13 protein-coding genes are annotated in these 16,604 nt (G+C 66.7%); 6 read left to right on the top strand and 7 right to left on the bottom strand.

Features of this window, described 5'->3' with window-relative positions; translation table 11 throughout:
• Positions 1 to 11: 11 nt before the first annotated feature.
• From ACYVAN_RS24340 to ACYVAN_RS24330, 3 genes are read right to left on the bottom strand one after another with little or no spacing between them, the layout of a single operon-like run.
• Positions 12 to 1,424, bottom strand: coding sequence for a family 2B encapsulin nanocompartment shell protein (locus ACYVAN_RS24340; protein WP_460963530.1), 1,413 nt, complete (start codon positions 1,422 to 1,424; stop codon positions 12 to 14).
• 53 nt (positions 1,425 to 1,477) lie between these two features.
• Positions 1,478 to 3,808 (bottom strand): family 2 encapsulin nanocompartment cargo protein terpene cyclase, encoded by a 2,331-nt coding sequence (locus tag ACYVAN_RS24335; RefSeq protein ID WP_460963528.1) that lies wholly within the window; start codon positions 3,806 to 3,808, stop codon positions 1,478 to 1,480.
• A gap of 8 nt (positions 3,809 to 3,816) precedes the next feature.
• Positions 3,817 to 5,235, bottom strand: coding sequence for a family 2B encapsulin nanocompartment shell protein (locus tag ACYVAN_RS24330; protein WP_460963526.1), 1,419 nt, complete (start codon positions 5,233 to 5,235; stop codon positions 3,817 to 3,819).
• A gap of 296 nt (positions 5,236 to 5,531) precedes the next feature.
• Between ACYVAN_RS24330 and idi the strand changes: the two genes are divergently transcribed.
• Entirely contained in the window at positions 5,532 to 6,110 is a 579-nt protein-coding gene (gene idi / locus ACYVAN_RS24325) for an isopentenyl-diphosphate Delta-isomerase (RefSeq protein WP_460963524.1), read from the top strand.
• Between the two features lie 60 nt (positions 6,111 to 6,170).
• Here the strand turns inward: idi and ACYVAN_RS24320 are convergent, their stop codons facing one another.
• Complete coding sequence (locus ACYVAN_RS24320) at positions 6,171 to 7,085, bottom strand: LysR family transcriptional regulator (protein ID WP_460963522.1); 915 nt, start codon at positions 7,083 to 7,085, stop codon at positions 6,171 to 6,173.
• A gap of 73 nt (positions 7,086 to 7,158) precedes the next feature.
• Here ACYVAN_RS24320 and ACYVAN_RS24315 point away from each other — a divergent pair, with 73 nt between their 5' ends.
• The 5 genes from ACYVAN_RS24315 to ACYVAN_RS24295 all read left to right on the top strand — a co-directional run bounded on the left by ACYVAN_RS24315 (position 7,159) and on the right by ACYVAN_RS24295 (position 11,626).
• A complete protein-coding gene (locus ACYVAN_RS24315; protein ID WP_460963520.1) occupies positions 7,159 to 8,334 on the top strand; it encodes a M24 family metallopeptidase in 1,176 nt (391 codons plus the stop codon).
• Positions 8,335 to 8,347: 13 nt separating this feature from the next.
• Positions 8,348 to 9,532, top strand: coding sequence for a mandelate racemase/muconate lactonizing enzyme family protein (locus tag ACYVAN_RS24310; protein ID WP_460963518.1), 1,185 nt, complete (start codon positions 8,348 to 8,350; stop codon positions 9,530 to 9,532).
• 317 nt (positions 9,533 to 9,849) lie between these two features.
• Entirely contained in the window at positions 9,850 to 10,029 is a 180-nt protein-coding gene (locus ACYVAN_RS24305; protein WP_460963516.1) for a hypothetical protein, read from the top strand.
• Positions 10,030 to 10,349: 320 nt separating this feature from the next.
• Positions 10,350 to 10,826 (top strand): hypothetical protein, encoded by a 477-nt coding sequence (locus ACYVAN_RS24300; RefSeq protein ID WP_460963514.1) that lies wholly within the window; start codon positions 10,350 to 10,352, stop codon positions 10,824 to 10,826.
• A 377-nt stretch (positions 10,827 to 11,203) separates the two neighbouring features.
• A complete protein-coding gene (locus ACYVAN_RS24295) occupies positions 11,204 to 11,626 on the top strand; it encodes a PPOX class F420-dependent oxidoreductase (protein ID WP_460963512.1) in 423 nt (140 codons plus the stop codon).
• A 437-nt stretch (positions 11,627 to 12,063) separates the two neighbouring features.
• On the opposite strand, the gene ACYVAN_RS24290 is transcribed toward ACYVAN_RS24295, so the two are convergent.
• The 3 genes from ACYVAN_RS24290 to ACYVAN_RS24280 all read right to left on the bottom strand — a co-directional run bounded on the left by ACYVAN_RS24290 (position 12,064) and on the right by ACYVAN_RS24280 (position 16,498).
• On the bottom strand, positions 12,064 to 12,696 hold the full coding sequence (locus ACYVAN_RS24290) for a response regulator (protein ID WP_460963510.1): 633 nt from the start codon (positions 12,694 to 12,696) through the stop codon (positions 12,064 to 12,066).
• Positions 12,693 to 13,835, bottom strand: a complete 1,143-nt coding sequence (locus ACYVAN_RS24285; RefSeq protein ID WP_460963507.1) for a GAF domain-containing sensor histidine kinase — start codon at positions 13,833 to 13,835, stop codon at positions 12,693 to 12,695. Before ACYVAN_RS24285 ends, ACYVAN_RS24290 begins: the two co-directional genes overlap by 4 nt.
• A 137-nt stretch (positions 13,836 to 13,972) precedes the next feature.
• A complete protein-coding gene (locus ACYVAN_RS24280) occupies positions 13,973 to 16,498 on the bottom strand; it encodes a PEP/pyruvate-binding domain-containing protein (RefSeq protein WP_460963505.1) in 2,526 nt (841 codons plus the stop codon).
• Positions 16,499 to 16,604: the final 106 nt, after the last annotated feature.

Here is a 16,604-nt window from a genome sequence, read left to right as displayed (position 1 = left end):
ATCTCCTGTGGTCAGCGTGCGATTTCGACGTTTTCCAATACGCCGAGTGCGTCAGGGGTGAGGACGGCAGCGGAGTAGTAGGCGCTGACCAGGTACGAGGTGAGGGCCTTGTCGTTGATGCCCATGAACCGCACGTTGAGACCGGGGACGTATTCATCGGGGATGCCTGTCTGGTGCAGCCCGACCACGCCCTGGTGTTCCTGGCCGGTCCGCATGACCAGGATGGAGCTGGTCCCCCTGTCGGTGATGGGGATCTTGTTGCAGGGCAGCAGTGGCACGCCACGCCAGGCGGTGACTTGGGTGCCGTGGACGTCGAGACTTTCGGGGTAGAGGCCCTGGCGGCTGCATTCACGACCGAATGCCGCGATCGCCCGCGGGTGGGCGAGGAAGAACTCGGACTTCCGACGGCGCGAGAGCAATTCGTCGAGATCGCCGGGCGTGGGCGGGCCGCCGGTGGTCTGGAGTCGTTGGCGCAGGTCGGCGTTGTGCAACAGCCCGAATTCACGGTTGTTGACCATGTCGTGTTCCTGCTGCTCCCGCAGCTCTTCGATGGTCAGTCGCAGCTGCTCCTCGAGCTGGTCCATGGGCTGGTTGTAGAGATCGGTGACGCGTGTGTGTACACGCAGGACGGTTTGGGCGACGCTGAGCTCGTACTGGCGGGGATTGAGATCGTAGTCGGCGAATGTGCCGGGCAGGTCCACTTCGCCGTCGTGACCGGAAGCCAGCGCCATGGCAGCTTCGCCGTGCTTGTTCTGGGCCGGGCTCGTACGAGCTGCCTCTCGTTCGAGGTGCGAACGCAGCGTCTCGGACCGGCCGGTCAGTTCGGCGAGGTCCTGACGGGAAAGGGTGAGCACGGTGCACGGGGTCAGCGCTTTCGCCGTGACCGGCCAAGTGGTCTGCGTGCCGGTGAGCACGCCGTCTCCGAGGAACCGACCATCAGCGAGCACGTCCTGGGGCGTCTCGCCGCCGTAGGGCCCCGGGACACTGGTGTTGACCTTGCCGTGTGCGAGCAGCAGCAATTCCTCGGCGGGCCCGCCGGCTGTGGTGAGAACGTCGCCCGGTGCGTAGTGCCGCTGGGTGAACCGGTCAGCCAGGCCCGTCAGAGCTCCCTCGTCCTCGAGGTCGCGCAGCGAGGGCAATTCGCGCAGTTCCGGGGGCACGACGCGGACCTGGTCCCCGATGTTCGAAAAGGTCACCCGCCCGTCGCCCAGCGCATAGGTCAACCGGCGGTTGACCCGGTAGGTTCCGCCGGAGGCCTCGGCCCAGGGCAACATCCGCAGCAGCCACCGCGGGCTGCGGGAGGACATCTGCGGCGGCGTCTTCGTCGTGCTGGCCAGGTTGCGGGCAGCGGCCGTGCCCAGGCTGAGCTGGGTCTGGCCGTCGTGGCTGTCCGCGACGTTCGAGGTCGGCGCGATATCGGTCATCAGGGGTCACCCATCGCAGATCGTGGCGTAGCGGAAAGAGGGGTTGTCGTCGGTCACCACACCGGAGACGAATCAGTAGCTGTCTCGCCGCGGCGAGATGCGAGCCGGGCGGCCGAGGTTCCCAAGCCGGTGGGCCCGGCCAGGCGTCGGCGCAATGCGGACACGCTCCCCGCCTTCTCGACAGGAGGGGCGGTATCCGGGACGGCTTCCGGCGTGTGGCGTCGCCGCAGTTCGGTGTCGCCGTAGCGCACACATCGCCGGTGCCATTCGAGGATTCCGGACATCCAGTCCTTGAGTTCCTCGGCGTGCCGAGCGAGCACGCCGCGAGCCGACTCGTCGAGGCCGAACTCGTCGAACAACCTGGGGAGCTCGTCGGCGAGGATGTGCTGGAACTGCTGCATCCGCGCGGTCATCACGTCAGCAACGACGTCGCGGGCCTGCCAACGGTCGATACCGAGGAAGTGCTGCACGACCAGGACGAGGTTGTGCACCTCTCCTTCGAACTCGATCTCCTTCTGGTAGGAGAAGAGATCGTTGATCAAGCAGGCGTAGTCCTGTGCGGCGGATTCCAGCTCGCGCATGACTGTGGTCCGGTAGATCTCCGCGGGGACGACATCGAGGTTGGCCAGCCGGGACAAACTCATCGTCATGTCCGAACCGAACGTCTTGCGGCGCATCTCGAGGTAGTCGACCGGATCGGGCACTCGGTTCTGGACCTGATTGGCCAGCTCCCACAACCAGCTGGTCGTCATGTCCTCGACCGCGGTCCGAAACTGGCGGCGTGCCGGAACCGTCATCGGCCCCGCGGTGCGCTGCCACAGATCGGCCAAGCCCCGCTCGATAGGGTTCGTCGGTTCCGGAACGGCTTCATCATTCACGGGCATGAACGCCGACAACCGATCGTTGCACGCCTTGGCCCCCGCGAGGTTGCGAGTCGCGCCGAACACCACCGGGAAGTAGTCATCGCCGTAGGTTCCCCAGGTCAACCAGTCCGATGAGAGGTTGAGCTGCTCGGGTCCGGAATCGGCGTGGATCATCGATGCGCAGTGGGCGAGGTCGAAACCGATGAAACGATGCTCGTCCCACACACCACCGCGTTCCACCCCGGGTACCGAGTCGAACATGCCCATCGCCCGCGCCCAGCCGACCGCGTGCTCGCGCGCGGCATCCAGGTGCGGACTCATCCGCACCGGATACGGCATGAAGAGATCCGGCAGCTCAAGGTGCCCCACCGGCGCGAACGGCGTGTGCGACTGCTGCCGCGCCCGACGCCGCAGGCCCGGCCGCAGTCGGGTGAACGCCCGTGCCGCCGACGTGCCCAGTCCGGTCGGGCCGGCGAGGACCCCGGACGCCGGGGAGGCGTCGACGCGGTCGTTCATGTACCGGCTGGACTGTGCATGCCACTCATGGCCACCGGACTGCCAGTCCTGCAGCCCCTTGATGTAAGCGAACACGTTCGCGCGTTCATCCGGCCCCAGACCGTGTTCATCGCACAGGCCGGGTACCTCGGTCACGGCTGTGTTCTCGAACTGCTCCAACCGCGAGGTCAGCACCTCGTTGGTCACCTCGGCAGCCTGCTGCGGGGTGCTGCCGAAGAAAGTCTCCATCACCAGGACCCCGTTGTTGACCTCACCTTCTTCCTGGGTCTCGCGCTGGTAGGAAAACAGATCGTTGCGCAGGTGTACGGCGTCGGCGAACGTGTCGGTCAGTACCCGCATCGGCCGTGTTCCGGCGATGGTGGCCGGAATCTCCGCGTGTGCGGCGAGTTCGACCAGTCCGGCCGACCACGGGGCGCCGCCGACCTTGCGGCGCATCTCGATGTAGTCGACCGGGTTGGGCACTCGATCCTGGGTGATGTTGGTCAACTCCCAGACGCAGTCCTCGAGCAGGTTGCGCGTGCTCTGTGCGAAACGGCCCAACCAGTCGGCCGACATGATCGACGCTGTCCGATTCCACAGGTCGACCAGGCCCCATTCCACCGGATTCGTCGGTTCCGGGGCCTGTTCACTCTGTTGGATCGGCATGAACGCCGACAACCCGGCGAGATACTCCCGTGCACCTGACAGGTCACCGGTCTTCTTGTAGTGCTCGAGGAAGTGGTCGTCGAAGTAGAACACCCACACGTACCAGTCGGTTACCAGGTCCAGATCCGATGCGGACGCATCCGGGTGGGTGTAGGCGCACAGCAACGGGTAGTCGGCCGAGTCGAAAGTGGACACGTCCCACGTGAAGGCCCCACTGCGGCCAGCGGCCCCATCCGGGGCAACCATCTCCATTTCCTTCGCCCACGCGTTGCTGTGCTCCCGCGCGGTCTCGAGATGCGGATTCAGCCGCGCGGGCCAGGGCAGGTAGAACTCCGGCAATTCGAACGGTTGCTCGCCCATAGCGGCGCTCAGTTTTCCCGACCGGTCTCGACGTTCTCCAGTACCGCCAGCGCATCCGGCACGAGCACCGCCGCGGAATAGTAGGTGCTGACCAGGTACGAGATCAGCGCCTTCTCGTCGATTCCCATGAACCGCACCGACAGCCCCGGCTCGTACTCGTCCGGCAGGCCCGTCTGGTGGAGCCCGACCACACCTTGGTTCTGTTCCCCGGTGCGCATCAACATGATCGACGAGGTGCGATTGCTGCTCATCGGCAGCTTGTTGGACGGAAACAGCGGAACCCCGCGCCACGCCGGCACATGATGGCCACCGATCTCCACACTGGCCGGGTACAGGCCGCGGCGGCTGCACTCACGACCGAATGCCGCGATCGCCCGGGGATGGGCCAAGAAGAAGCTCGGCTCCTTCCACACCAGTGACAGCAGCTCATCCATGTCGTCCGGGGTCGGCGGACCGGTGCGGGTGTGGATGCGCTGACGCAGGTCGGCATTGTGCAACAACCCGAAGTCCCGGTTGTTGATCAACTCCTTTTCCTGCTCCTCGCGCAGCTCTTGGATGGTCAGCCGCAACTGCTGCTCGACCTGGTCCATCGGCTGGTTGTACAGGTCCGCCACCCGACTGTGCACTCGCAGCACCGTCTGCGCAACGCTCAGCTCGTACTCACGCGGCTTGAGGTCGTAATCGACGAACGTGCCCGGCAGATCCGGCTCTCCCGAATGGCCCGAGGCCACCGCGATCGCCGACTCTCCATCAGCATTGTGCGCCCCCGACGTGGCAGCCTGGGCCTGCCGAATGTGCTCCCGCAGCGCCTCGGACTGCTCAGCCAGCTCTTGAGCGGACTGAGCACTCAGGCTCAACACGGTGCACGACGTCACCGCCTTGGCCGTGAACTCCCACGTTCCCTGGCCGTCGGCCAAGACCTGGCCGCCGAAGTGCTCGCCATCGGCCAACACTCCGAGCACGGTCTGATCGCCGTACGGTCCGGTGCCCAGCTTGTTCACCTTGCCATGCGCGATGAGCACGACCTCCTCGGCCGGCTGTCCCTCCTCGGCGATCACCTCACCGGCGGAGTACTCGCGCTGCACGAACCGGTCAGCCAACCGTTCCAGCGCCGCGGCGTCATCGAACCCGCGCAGCACCGGCAATTCGCACAGCTCCGCGGGAATCACCCGCACGTCGGCACCGGTGTTGGAAAACGTCACCCGTCCATCACCGAGCTGATAGGTCAACCGACGGTTCACCCGGTAGGCACCCCCGGAAGCCTGCACCCAGGGCAACAGCCGCAACAACCACCGCGAGGTGATCGACTGCATCTGCGGCGGCGTCTTCGTCGTCGTCGACAGATTCCGCGCCGCAGCAGTCCCCAGGCTCAACGGCGACTGCCCGTCGCCATTTTGCTGGCCGGTCATCGATTCCGCGCTCGTCACCAAAAACCATCCGTTCGAGTCAACTCGTTGCGTTCGCACCAAAACCTGAAACCGGCGGCCTCTCGGCCAGCGTCAGCAGGCAAAGCCAACGTGATCGTGCCGAACCGGGACAACGATGTCGATCATTCGATCAGGGGACAACGTTACTTACCCGGAAAACATTCAGTGATCGACGCAGCCAAGAAGGCTTGCGCGTGCTCCTGTGTGTCGCAACACACGGAAGATATGTCGACTCGGCAGACGGCATACGGGCAAGATCGGTTTGAACACCACGCTCGCGCTCGAAAGGATCCACAGTGGAACAGGTCGTCCTGCTCGACGATGCCGGCCACGCCACCGGTGTTGCGGACAAAGCCCATGTGCACCACGGCGACACGCCGCTGCATCTGGCCTTCTCCTGCTATGTCTTCAACGACCACGATCAGGTCCTGTTGACGCGACGCGCCCATACCAAAAAGACCTGGCCCGGCGTGTGGACCAATTCCTGCTGCGGGCACCCCGCCCCCGGTGAACCGGTTGCTGCGGCCGTCACGCGACGACTCCGCGATGAACTGGAGCTGGACGTCGAGAGCGTCGACCTGATATTGCCCTCCTTTCGCTATCGCGCCGTCATGGACGACGGAATCGTGGAAAACGAGATGTGTCCGGTTTTTCGCGCCCGCACGCACCACCATCCCGAACCGGCGCCCGACGAGGTCGACGCCGTACGTTGGATGGACTGGGATCAGTTCGCCGATTCCGCCGTGTACGAGATGCCGAACCTCTCACCCTGGTGCAGGCAACAAGTCCACCAGCTGCGCGCGGTCGGAGCCAACCCTCGAGGCTGGCCAACAGCCTCGGTAACCGAATTGCCCGCGGCCGTCTGTCGGGAATGAAGGTCCGGGCTGCATCCACATCGCCGATCGGATTCGTGCGGGGAAAGCGACGCGGAGTTTTCAAACGGAGGGAAACTGTCGTTGCGCCGCGGACTCGCGCAGATTGTCAAGTAGTACGGCGAAATTCGGGGTGTGCGAACTACCGGTGCGCGCGGCAACCGATACCTTCCGGGACAGGCTGGGCTCCGCTACCGGGCAGAGACGCACGTCGGCGGACATGCCCTCCGTCGCCAACGGCGGAACGAGACTGACGCCGAGCCCGGCGCTGACGAGAGCGAGGATGACGGTGTAGTCATCACTCGTGTAGTCGAGTTGGGGTGCGAATCCCGCTTGCCCACAAGCACGCTCCAGGACCGTGCGCAGAGCGGTGTCACTGCGCGGGGCGATCCAGGGCTGGTCCCGCAACGCTTCCAACCCGAGCTGTCCCGACGGCAGGGAGAAGCCCGGCGCCACCGCGGCGTACAAGGGTTCGGTGATCAGCGGGGTCAGTTCGATCCCGGCATCGTCGACTTCGGGTAGTTGGTTGTACGCGTAGGTCAGCAGCAAATCCAGGTGTCCGGCCTTCAGCGCTGGTACGCCTTCGCCGGGTTCCGTCTCCACCAGCCGCACCTTCAGTTCGGGATGGGCCACCTGGCTGTTGGCGATCGCGGTCGGCACCAACGAGCTCGCCGCAGTAGGAAACGCGGCCAAGCGGACTACCCCGCCCACCGAACCGGACAACGCGGCGACGCCCGCGTGAGCGTGCTCCATTTCGGCGAGGATCCGTTCCGTATGCGAGACGAGCACGCGAGCGGCTTCGGTGAGCAGGACCCGGCGGCCGTCGCGCACCAGGAGCGAAACACCGACCTCCCGTTGTAGCAATGACAACTGCTGAGACACCGCCGACGGGGTCAGCGAGCACGCCTGCGCGGTGGCGGCGATGGTGCCGTGGACGGCCAGCTCACGGAGCAGGCGCAACCGGTGCAGATCGTACATGTAGCCATATTAACCGTGATCTTAAAAAGCATTCGGTTGTGCTTATGCATGATGGAGCCGCAGCCTGGGATACGTGACCGTCGACGTATCTCCCGCTACCGGACCCGACAGCGACGAACTCGAGTACGCGCAACGGATTTCCTCGCTGCGCCGACGAATGCGCGAGCACGGCATCACCGCGATGGCGCTCGCCAGCCCCGAGAACATCCTCTACTTGACCGGCCTTGACCACCTCGGATACTTCGCGTTCACCCTGCTGGTGCTCCCCGAGGATGCGGAGCCCGTGCTGATCACCCGTGCGATGGAGCGCCCGACGATCCGCGCCCAGGTGCCGTGGTGTCGACACGTCACCTTCAACGAGGACGAAGCCCGCGGGGAGATCGCCGCTGCTGTGATCGCGCGGGCGGCCCACGAGGGCGCGGCTGTTGCCCTCGACGAGGACTCGATGTTCTTCCCGCCTGCCATCGCCGAGGTGATCAAAACGAGCCTGCCGCACGTGCGGTGGAGCGCAGGATCGGACCTGCTCACCACCATGCGAGCGGTCAAATCCCCCGCCGAGATCAGTTGTGTGCGGCAGGCTGCGGCGATCTCCGACATCGCGATCGGAGCGGGTATCTCGGCCGCCCACCCCGGAGCCTCGGAGCAGGACGTGGCAGCCGAGGTATATCGCGCCATGATCGGAGCAGGTGGGCAGCCCGCAGGCTTTCCGCCACTGATCCGGCCGACCACCTTGCTCGATCAGGAACACGTCTCCTGGTCCGATCGTCCCGTCGAACAGGGACGGGGGCTGTTCCTCGAGCTTTCGGCGAGCGTGCGTCGGTACCACGCGCCGCAGAGCAGAACCGTCTACGTCGGAAGCGCCCCGGACGGTGCGGGCGAAGCCGCCGGGACCGCCCTGGCCGGGCTCAACGCCGCGGGGGAGGCCCTTCAGCCCGGAGCTCGCACCGGTGCGGTCTACACCGCCTGGCAACGCGCGGTGTCGCACGGCAGCCGTACCGCCACCCGTCCGATCCGTCATCACTGCGGCTACCTGGTCGGCATCGGATTCCCGCCCAGCTGGGTCGGGGGCGGCGAGGTGGTGGGCATCTGTCCCGGCGGTGACACGACGATCGTGCCGGGCATGACGTTTCACCTGATGTCGTGGATCAGCCAACCGGTCGGTCACGTGGTCTCCGACACCGTCCTCGTCACCCCTACGGGCACCGAACTGCTCACCACCACACCCCGTGAACTGACAATCATCACCTGAGGAGGAAGCCACCGTGCGCATCACTCGTCTCAAGACGACCCCGGTCGCCGTTCCGTACCGCACCGACGAGGTCTGGGCATTCGGCAAACGTTCCGGCCAGATCAGCGTGCTGCTCGAGCTGGAGACGGACGAGGGCATCGTGGGTTTGGGCGAAGCTTCCGCCTACCCCAGTGCCGAGATCGTGCTGGCGGTCTTTCGCAGCCTGGAGCCCCTCGTGCTCGGTGAGGATCCGTTGACCATCGAACGGCTCATCCATCGCATCGACCTGGTCGGGACCTGGCACCACATCAAGGCCAGCAGCCCCGCCATCGCCGCGGTCGAGATGGCCTGTTGGGACATTCTCGGCAAGCTCAGCGGGCAGCCATTGGTCAACCTGTTCGGTGGTCGGTTCCGCGACCGGGTCGAGTACTTCTACTACGTGGCACGCACCGATCTCGATGAAGTGGCCGAAGAAGGACGGCGCGCGGCCGCGACCGGGTTCGGCACCTGCTACATCAAGGCCGTCCACGACGACCCGCGCGCCGACATCGAACGCGTCGCGGCGCTGCGCGACGGGACCGGGCCTTCGATCCACCTCCGGGTCGACGCCAATGAGGCCTGGTCGCCGGGTACCGCGATCCGCACCATCCGCGCCATGGAAGCTTCCGGCCTGGAACTCGTGGAACAGCCGGTCTCGGGACGCAATCTCAGCGAGATGGCCTATGTACGAAGCCGGATCGACACCCCGCTGCTGGCCAACGAGTCGAGTTGGACTCGCCACGACCAACTTTCCGTCATCCGTTCGAACGCTGCCGACGCGATCTCCATCGACAACCAGGCCGACGGAGGGCTACTCAACCTCAAACGCTCTGCGGGAATGTGCGAAGCCGCGGGCCTTCCCGCCGTCAAGCACAGCCTCGGCGAACTCGGCGTGGCCTTGGCCGCCGCCACCCACGTCATCGCCGCCACTCCCACCTTCCGCTACGCGAACCAAGCCTACGGCGCGCTACTGGCGGACGACATCACCTCCGGATTCGGCGGACCGGACGACAACTACTCGCACGGCTGTCTCGAGGTCCCGGCCGAACCCGGCCTCGGCGTCCGGCTCGATGAAAAGAAGGTCGAGCGATACGCCGATTTGTACGATCGAAAGGCCGGCGATTTTTCGTTCACCGACGAAGGGGCCGCTATGATCTCCCCTGCCCTGCCCAAGTGCTGAATCGGAGCCGCTGCGACGCCCGCGCGCAGAGCTCCGACTTCCATCCCCGAAAGCCCTCATCGTCACCGCCGACCCTGGGTGAGCTCGCATCCCACGGCACCAGCGCAGTGCGACACGAAACACCCTGGCCACGCGCCCACTCCTTCAACTTCACCGCGACAGCCAAACCCAAACCGACAGCCCGAACAGCTCAGGACCCCCGCGCGCGTCACCCCGCAGGATGCGACCGCTACATTCTCGACACGGCGGGGACACAATGCCGGACGTCGACTCGAACCTCACCGAGACTGGGATCCCGCCGAGGAGGAGGTTGAACCGTGGATCGCAAGATCATGATCGGGATCGGGACGGTCGCGGCCGCCGGGATCGTTTTCCTGCTGGTCAAGGATCCGGTCGGGTCCGCGGACGCTACCCGGGCCGGCTGGGAGATGCTCGTCGGCGCGGTCGCCACGATCGCCAACTCGCTGGTCACCTTCTTCCAGCACCTGGTTCAGTAGGCGCCGACGGATCGCGCACGGCGCGCGACAGTGATCTTCCGGGTGCACGGGTCCGTTCTCGTGAGCTCCGGAAGCCGCGATCCGAGGACCCGGCTCGCCGCGTTCACGTCCTCCCTGCACGGGCGGCCGATCGAGCCGTCAGCCCGAGGCTGATTGTCGCCGTGCGTGATCGGAGGAACTAAACCTCGCAGCACCGTTCATCGTTCGATTGACTCCGCTTGCCGCCGAGATGACGCTCAGACGCGAAGCTGTCCCAAACCTGGGATTTACTTGTCTCGATCGGGTACTCATACATCCGTTCGAGTCAACAAGGAGCAGCGTTGTCCCACGGCGAATTCGATGACGACGAGCAGTCCGAGCGACAACGGTTGCTCGAAGAGCTGTCCGCGCATATCGACTCGCAGCTGTCGCGACCGCAGCGGGAGGCCTGGACGAAGGCCTGGTCGGCTGATCCGATCCAACAGGCAGCGGCCAACGGGCCGAACCGCATCCACGAGTGGCACTACGGCCAGGCCTGCCGACTGGGCTCGATGACGGTCGACCCGACGACTCTGCACCGGGCCTCCATCGAAGTTCTGGCGCAGCTGCCGCGCACGGGACTGGACGAGGCGGTCCAGCGAGGCATCCGTACTGCCGCGAAAGCCGCCCTCGATGCAACCAGCCAGGACAACGCCCGGCAGACCGACCTGCGCCGACTGCGGAACGGTTTGATCGGAACGCTGACGTCCACCGGCACGATCGCCAATGCGTCCGACGGAGTGCGCGAGCTCCTCGACCTGCTCCACGACCTGTTCTGAGCGGACATCCGGGACCGCCGCGGCTGGGCTCCCCCGGTTTCGGGGACGGTGTGGCCGGTACACCCGAACGCCCCGACCACACCGCGTCCCGCAACCGCGCGATACGACGCTGCCCGCATGCCACGGTAGCGGACGAGCGAACACGGGACCCCCACCGCTGTTCGCCCGCTTCGGCACCGGAACCTCGCCCAGGTTGGTCCGGAACCTCCGCGCCCCTCCCACGCTCGCCGAGATTCCGAGGTTCACCGCCGTAACCGAACCGTGATCGAATCCGTTCGACGAGACGACGTTCACCAAAGCCTGCGTCGGAAAGCCCACCCCCGTGGTCTCCCTTAACATCGCGGAGGCCGTTGCCTACGTCGATGAGGAGGCTCGCCGTGGCCAAGCCACCGCTCCCCGAAAGCGCCACCGAATTCCTGGCCGAACCGAACCCTTCGGTCATCACGACCGTTCGCGCGGACGGGCAGCCCGTATCCGTGGCCACCTGGTACCTGTGGGACAACGGCCGCGTCTTGGTGAACATGGACGAAGGACGCAAGCGGTTGGACTACATCCGGGCGAATCCGCTCGTGACGCTGACCGTTCTGTCCTCGAAGGACTGGTACACCCACATCAGCCTGCAGGGCCGTGTGGCGGAACTGTCCGACGACCCCGATCTGACCGACATCGACCGCCTTGCCCAGCACTACCTCGGACAGCCCTACCACCGGCGGGACCGCGGTCGGGTCAGCGCGTGGATCGATGTGTCCCGCTGGCACGGCTGGGGCCAGCTCGAGAACCAGGACGTCACCCACCACTGAGCTGTGCGAGGCGGGCCGGTACCACCGACCCGCCTCGCCGACGGGTCGGGCCGCGCCGTCGAACACCCCAACGTGACGGGCCGGAGTCGAAGCGTGACCCGAACCCCACACATGAGGGGGCTGGTTGTGCGAACTACGTCTCCCTCGGGCTTCCCTCTCGGCCACGTCCGAGATCCAAGGCCAGGTCAGGGCGTTTCTCCGGCTCGGTCCCCTCGCGGTGAATCAATGCAGTCACTGCAAAGTGGTCCTCATGAACACCACGACCAAAACGCTGATCGTCTGCACTGTGGGTGTCGTCGCGCTGGGGCTGCTCATTACAGCTGTATCGCTCGGATGAAGCACGGCCGGTGCCACGGGAGCAGTCGACGAACACGGTGGCTCGTGGCACCGTTCCCACCAGTGTGGACATACCGGCGGAGAAGCGGGGGCCAACTCAGTCAGAGCAGGCCCGATCGCGAAGCCTTCGTGATGAGTTCGATCCGGTTGCGCGCGTCCAGCTTGCGCATGGCGTTGCGCATGTAACCGGTGACGGTGTGCCTGGTCAAACCGAGCTGTGCGGCGATCTCCGGATTCGTCCGCCCGGCAGCCGCGTGCCGCAACGCCTCGTACTCCCGACGGGTCAGTCCCGTCTCGTAGAGCCTGGACTGCATCCGTGAGGACAGCCGCTCGCCCATCCTCGGATCGAAGACCATGAGTCCGCTGGCCGCGCGTCGGATCGCCGCGCCGAGATCGGTCGCACCGGCATCCTTCAACAAGCAGCCGTCCACCCCGGCATCCAGGGTCGCCTGCAGCGCGGCGTGATCCCGATAGGCGGTGAACACCACCAACCGCGCATTCGGAGCCGCCGCGCGAAGATCGCCCACGATCTCGCAGGCCAACGCGTCCGGGAGCCGCAGATCGAGCAGCACCACATCGGGCTTCTCCCGCGCGATCAGCGTAACGGCCGATGCCGCGTCCGCCGCGGCCCCGACCACACTGACGGACGGTTCGTCCCGCAGCAGCAGCCGGACCCCGTCGAGGACGACAGGGTGGTCGTCGACCACCACGACCCGGACTTCTCCCCCGCTCACGACAGCGGAACCCAGGCTCGAACGGTCAACCCACCGTCCTCGTTGGTCACGACCGAAAACACGCCGCCCAGCTCCTCGACCTGGGCCGCCATCCGGCTCAGCCCAATACCTCCGCTTGCGGCACAGTCCGGCGACCATCCCACTCCGTCGTCCACGATAGAGAGCGCCACTCCCCCGTCCAGCGCCAGCAACGTAATGAGCACCGAGCGCGCACGCGCGTGCTTCTCCACGTTGAGCAGGGCTTCCCTGGCGGTGGCGAGGAGCGTGCGGGTTCGGTGCCGGTCCGGGCCGACCGCGTCGACCTCGATCGCCTGAGCCGTGATACCCGTCCGGCGTTCGAAAGCGGCGCAGGCACTCACCAGCGCGGCCCCCAGCTCTCCGTTCGGTTCGTCGTGATCGAGCGCGTGCACGGAATCCCGGAACGCCGACGCCGCCTCGCTGAGTTGCGTCTCCAACGAGGTGAGCCGCTCCAGCAGGGTCGAGCTCTCACCTGCGGCGTCGTTGCGCAGATCACGAAGCTCAGCGCCGATCCGGAACAGCTGAGCGCCGACGGAGTCGTGCAATGCGGAAGCTATCCGACGCCGTTCGGCAACGGTCGCCGATTCCCGTTGGCGCTGCGCGGTCGAAGCCGTCTGCAGCGCCAGCGCTCCGCTGTCGGCGAGGTCGACGGCCATGTCGAGCTGCCTGTCGCCGAAACCCGTGATGTCGCGCGCGGCCGCGTACAGCACGCCGTGGATCCGGCCACCCCGAACCATGGGAACCGCCAACATGCTGTGAATGCCGTCCGCCGAAATGGGCCGGTCGAAATCGTGCGTGATCAAGTTCGATGCGCAGTAGTCGTCGACCCAGACCGGCTTGCTTTCAGCGAACGCACGTCCTCCGAGTCCGAGTCCCATCCCGACGTGCAGATCGTGCAGCCCCGTGGCGCGCGTGCCCGCCCACTGCCGCAGGACCAGCAACCGGTCGGATTCGGCGGGCCCGGCCAAGCCGATGTGCGCACCACATCTGTCCCGGACGAGTTCCGCGAGCCCGCGCAGGGCTGTCGAGCTGTCCAGCAGGTTCAACACCTGGACGTGCTCGTCGAGAAGTTGCCCAAACCGTTCGGCGTGTCGAAGCGACCGCTCGTCAGCCCGCGTCAACTGAACCTCGATCTCGGAAACGATGCATCGTCGAGCAACACCTTATGCGGCGCGGGCGACTGCTCTCCCCGGGGTGCCGGGGTGACCTATCTCGCTCTTCTGCCCTGGGAGCGCTTCGACACGGCCGAACGTACGGTTCAGGCCACGGCGTCGCGCACGGGTTCGGGGTCGGGGTCGGTGTCCGGGCCATGGACGACTTCGACGGTTCCGGCCGTGCCATCGATGCGTAGCAGGTCCCCGCTACGGATCGCGGTGGTCGCGTCGCGGACGCAGATCACCGCGGGAATTCCGTACTCGCGGGCGACCGTGGGACCGTGCGCGATCGGCGATCCCGTGTCGCTGACGAGCCCGGCCGCCGTCATGAACAGCGGTGTCCAGCCGGGGTCGGTGGTGGGAGCGACGAGGATCTCGCCCGGTTCCACATGGGCTCCGACCGGGTCGAGTACGACCCGCGCCCGACCCTCGGCCTGTCCCGGAGCGGCGGGCATGCCGGTGAATCCGCCCTCGGTTGCGGCGGTGGACATAGTCGCCTCGATGTCGGTGCCGTCGGTCAACAGCGCTCCCGGCACGTTGCGACGACGCACTTCACGAGCGTGGCTGCGACGCCGTTCGGTCACCAGGGCTCGGCGGTCCGCGTGATCGCGGACGGCTGCCCGTGCCTCGTCCAGTTCGAGGAACATGATGTCCTCGGGAACGTCCAGCACGCCCGCTGCGACGAGGCCCTTTCCGGCGAGCACGAGTTGGTGGCGCATCTCGGCGTAGGGAACCAACCAGGCGAACTTCGCGTACTCTCGCATTCCGGTCAGCGCCCGTGATCGGCGCATGAGGAACGCCGCGGCCCGGCCCCGGAGCGGGCGGGCACGCACCGCCCGCGCACTGAGCTCTGCGAGCTTGGCCTCTGCTGCTTCGGCGGCTTGTTCGAACCGGTGGTCAGGTGCCTGCTCGGGGTCCTGCAAGCGCAGGTAGTTGGCGATCGTGCCGAAAACCGGCGTCGGGTCCTCTCGCCAGCGGGGGACGCCGATGTCCACTTCGGCCGCGGTTCGGTGCCCGTAGGTTTCGAGGAAGGTGTCGATGCCCACGTCGGGCAGCTCCCCGCGCCGGTAGAGCCCGGCAAGTTCCTCCGGGGAGGTATTGGTGAAGAGCGCGCCGTGCGACCGGGCGCGTTCGGCGATCCGCCACAGGGCCAGATTCATCTCCGTGGTGACGTTGTGCGGCATGCCACCCAGGACGATATCGGTCTCCCACTTCGACGCGACGCCCTTGAGCAGGGAAGCCGGTACGGTCCCGGCGAGGATGCCGGCGAAGACCGGTCCGGTCACCTCGGTGAGCGCTTTGCTGAGCATGGTGTCGAAAGCGCTGCCGGTGACCCAGTCCAATCGCTCGCGGGCTGTCGCACCGCTGCCCGGGCCCTGCAGCCGGCGCAGGGTCTCCACGGCCGACATCGCCTTGGCTCGCCCCGCATCGGGCCGGGCGAAAGACACTCCGACACCCGCCAAGGCTCCGGGGAGCAGGGAGACAGCGAGAGAGAACACGGTGCGGGCGGAGAACGGCAGACCAGGACGTGGCGCGAAGCGCGGATCGCTGAGCATCCGCGTCACGGCCTGCTGCACGCGCGGGCCGTACACGTCCAGACTGGCGACGAGCCTCGACCGCATCGACTTGCTGCGCATGAAGGAGCTGAGGTCGAGGTAGAGGCGACGTCCGATGTCGACCATGAGGCTGTCCTCGCCATGCGGGTCGACGGTGATGCCTGCCATCTCGCACCAGCGGCTCCACACCTCCTGCATCATCGAGATACCCATGGGGGTGAACGGCCGCAGCATGCCCTGCATGTGGCCCGCTTCCAGGTAGAGGCGCGGCAGGTCGGGCAGGTCCTGCGGCGGCGCCGGGAACAGCGTGGTGATGGGGCGCGACTGCAGGATCCGGAGGTGGCCGTCGGCTTCGTAGGCCCACTCCACGTCCTGGGGCGCGCCGAACAGGTCCTGGAGGCGGTGTCCGGCGGCGCGGAGCTCCGTCAGCTGCGCGGTGGTGAGGCAGCCCTCGGCGTTCTCCGGCGCGGCGCGCGCATCGAGTGCGTAGTGGTCGGGTTCTGTCGACCCGTCGACGACGGCGGTACCGAGTCCGCGAACGGCGTCCACCACGGTGCGGTCGCGGGTACCGGCGACCGGGTCGGCAGTGAACAGGACCCCCGCGGTATCGGCGGCGACCATGCGCTGGACGACGACGGCCATGCGCACGTCGGCGCGGTCGATGGAGTTGGCACCCCGATAGGCGACCGCACGCTCGTTGTCGAGCGAGTCCCAACACCGGCGGACCGCCTCGACTACGGCCTCGGCGCCCTCGATGTTCAGATAAGTGTCCTGCTGCCCGGCGAAACTGGTATCGGGCAGGTCCTCCGCGGTGGCACTGGAACGTACGGCGACCGGTCCGCCCCCCAGCCGCTCGTAAGCGGCGGCGATGGCCTTCGTCGGCACTTCGCCGGCGACGTACGCGGTGGTGGTGACGCAGAAACCAGGTGGCACCCGCTCGCCGGCCGCGAGCATCTCGCCCAGGTTTCCGGCCTTGCCGCCGACGAGGCCACCCATGTCGCGACGGACGTCGTGCAGGTCGACGACGGCGTCGCCGTCGGCCGCCGCGCGGGTGCTCGAAGATGCGGTATCCATGTGCGTGCTCCATCCGGATCGCTCGACTGTCGACGCCGACCAGACTTCCCGGCACACCACGGAGCACCCTACTCCCCGGCGGAACCGCGGCAACAGCGTCGGCCGC

This window comes from Parasphingorhabdus pacifica (assembly GCF_054779195.1).
The sequence above is the reverse complement of the archived record's forward strand: the minus strand, read 5'-3'. Positions and strand labels throughout refer to the sequence as shown.